This window comes from Dialister sp. CAG:357 (assembly GCF_000435155.1).
Lineage (GTDB): Bacteria > Bacillota > Negativicutes > Veillonellales > Dialisteraceae > Dialister > Dialister hominis.
Genome location: NZ_FR896408.1, coordinates 14626 through 17125, shown reverse-complemented (window position 1 = coordinate 17125; position 2500 = coordinate 14626). Strand labels below are relative to the sequence as shown.

General features: G+C 41.9%; 2 protein-coding genes. Both read left to right on the top strand.

Annotation, left to right across the window (positions count from 1 at the left end; genetic code table 11):
• The first annotated feature begins 57 nt into the window (after window positions 1–57).
• Window positions 58–588 (top strand): NUDIX hydrolase, encoded by a 531-nt coding sequence (locus M3200_RS03790; protein WP_022382210.1) that lies wholly within the window; start codon window positions 58–60, stop codon window positions 586–588.
• Window positions 589–864: 276 nt separating this feature from the next.
• On the top strand, window positions 865–2500 hold a 1636-nt coding region (locus M3200_RS03785; protein WP_353867217.1), incomplete at its 3' end, for a cobaltochelatase subunit CobN.

Genomic DNA, 2500 nt, shown 5'->3' with positions numbered 1-2500 from the left:
ATTTTTACCAACACGTTTTGTCCTATAACCCTGATTTTTTATAGGGGAGGAAATCTTATGAGTGTGGAAATAGAAAAACAGCTCTCACGTAAAGAGATTTATGATGGACATATCATCCATGTATGCGTGGATCAAATCGATTTAGCCGGGAAGAAGAAAATCCGGGAGGTCGTCCTCCACTCAGGCGCATCTGCCATTGTTCCTGTGACGCAAAATGGCGGAATCATTTTTGTTAAACAATACCGCTATCCGGTGCAGCAGGCGCTTCTGGAAATTCCGGCAGGCAAAATGGATCCCGGCGAAACCCCGGAGGACTGCGCTTCCCGTGAAATGGAGGAAGAAATAGGATATCAGGGATCATTGATCAAGCTTGGAATGGTATATACGACACCTGGCTTCAGTAATGAGGCCATACATCTTTACCTGGCAAGAGATCTTGTTAAAACGCATCAGCATCTCGATGAAGGTGAATATCTTGATATCATTGAGCTTCCGATTGAAACTGTCCGGGAATATGTGAACAAGGGATTGATGCAGGATGCCAAGACACTTTCTGCTTTGGCAATTGCCTCTCAATATCTGAAATAAGAAAAGCTGTGAAAAACGAGCGCTCGTTTTTCACAGCTTTTTTGCTGCAGGAATACTCGGCTTTCATAAAAGACAGTTATCCATAAAAATATAATTGAAAGCAGTTATTATAAATTAATTAAATAAGTTAGGCGTATCTTATCTAACAATACGCAGAATAACATTTCAATATGTTTAAAATAACATTGGAATAGTATAATAAAAAAGAAGAAATCAAAAAAATTTGATTCTTTCTAAATCATATAGAATAGTATATTTATATAATATTAACGAGGGATGAAAATGGGTAATGGCGTTGTATATATAACAAACCATGATCGCAAATATTCGTCAATGAAGAGAGTTTGTGATGAACTTAAAGCGGAAGGTCAGATTTCGGCCCAATGCCGCACATTATTTATTGAAGACGGAGCGGAATGGGATGCTTCTCTGGCTGCAGCTATGCAAGGTTCAAATCTGGTTATAGTTCATTTGATGAAAAATGCTATGAACACACCTTTATGGAATCATTGCAGGGATTTTTTATGTGACAATAAGGTCCCTTTTTTTATTGATGCTAACGATGGAGATGTACAGGACAGCCGGTTTATTGATGATGATAAGCTGGCACGGTTTAAACTTTACTGCTTGTACGGGGGGCCTGAAAATTATAAAAATCTGTGGCTTTATGCGGAATCTTTCAATGATGAGCATAAAGCAGATCCGCCGCTTCCCGAAATCTCACCGGAATCAGGGATTTATGCACCATTTGTCAAAGAAAGCTTTATGGAAAGTGCAGAAGATTATTTGAAAATTCGTGTAAAGCCGCAGCAGGTCATTATAGGCCTCCTGTTTTACAGAGATGAATGGATAGGCGGCGATTTAAAGTATCAGGATGATTTCATGGCTGCCGCTGAGAAGCAGGGCTGTGCCGTAATTCCTGTTTTTGCCAACAGCCAGATGGGATCTTCTAAAAATGAGAAATCCTTGTCCAAAGCCATTCGCAAGTTTTTTATGAAGGACGGGAAACCGATCATTGATGTGCTGGTCACGACGATGAAATTTTCCCTGACTGGGACTGGCAAGACTGATATTGGTACATTAAAAGAACTGAATGTTCCTATTATTGATGCTTATACGCTTCTTACTCCCGAAGAGGACTGGAAAGCGGATCCGGAAGGCATGAATGCTGTTGAAGTATCGATTTCTGCTGCCCTTCCTGAGCTTGACGGCGTCATTCACGGTGTGCCTGTCGCAGGAAGAATCAAGGAAAATGGTCTTCTAGAGTATCGTCCGATTCATGAACGTATAGCAAGAATCGTATCGAAAGCATACAAATGGGGACATCTTCACCGCATGAAGAACAGCTATAAAAAAATTGCTTTGATTTTTCATAATTTCCCCGCAGGGAATGCAAATATCGGGAGCGCTTCCGGACTGGATACGATGGAGAGTGCTGTTCTTCTGCTGCAGAAGATGCAGAGCGAAGGCTATAGGATCCAGCAGATCCCTGACTCGGGTGCTGATCTTCTGAAATCAGTGAACTCACATGTAACAAATGATATTGCTATGATGACAGATAAGCAGTATGAAGAATCCATGAAGTTATCCGGCGAGAATTACCAGGACTTTTTCTCTGAGCTTCCTGTCGCAGTACAGCAGGATATGGAACATACATGGGGGAAAGCACCCGGGGATGTCATGCTGGATGATGATGGAAATTTCCTGATTCCCGGATTTGAAAACGGAAATGTATTCATAACCGTCCAGCCGTCCAGGCAGTACGGGATGGATGCAGTCAAGCTTTATCATGACCCGAAAATACCTCCAACGCATCAGTACCTGGCATTTTATCACTGGCTTAGAGATGTATGGAAGGCTGATGCGGTAATCCATCTGGGAACTCATGGGAATCTTGAATGGCTCCCGGGAA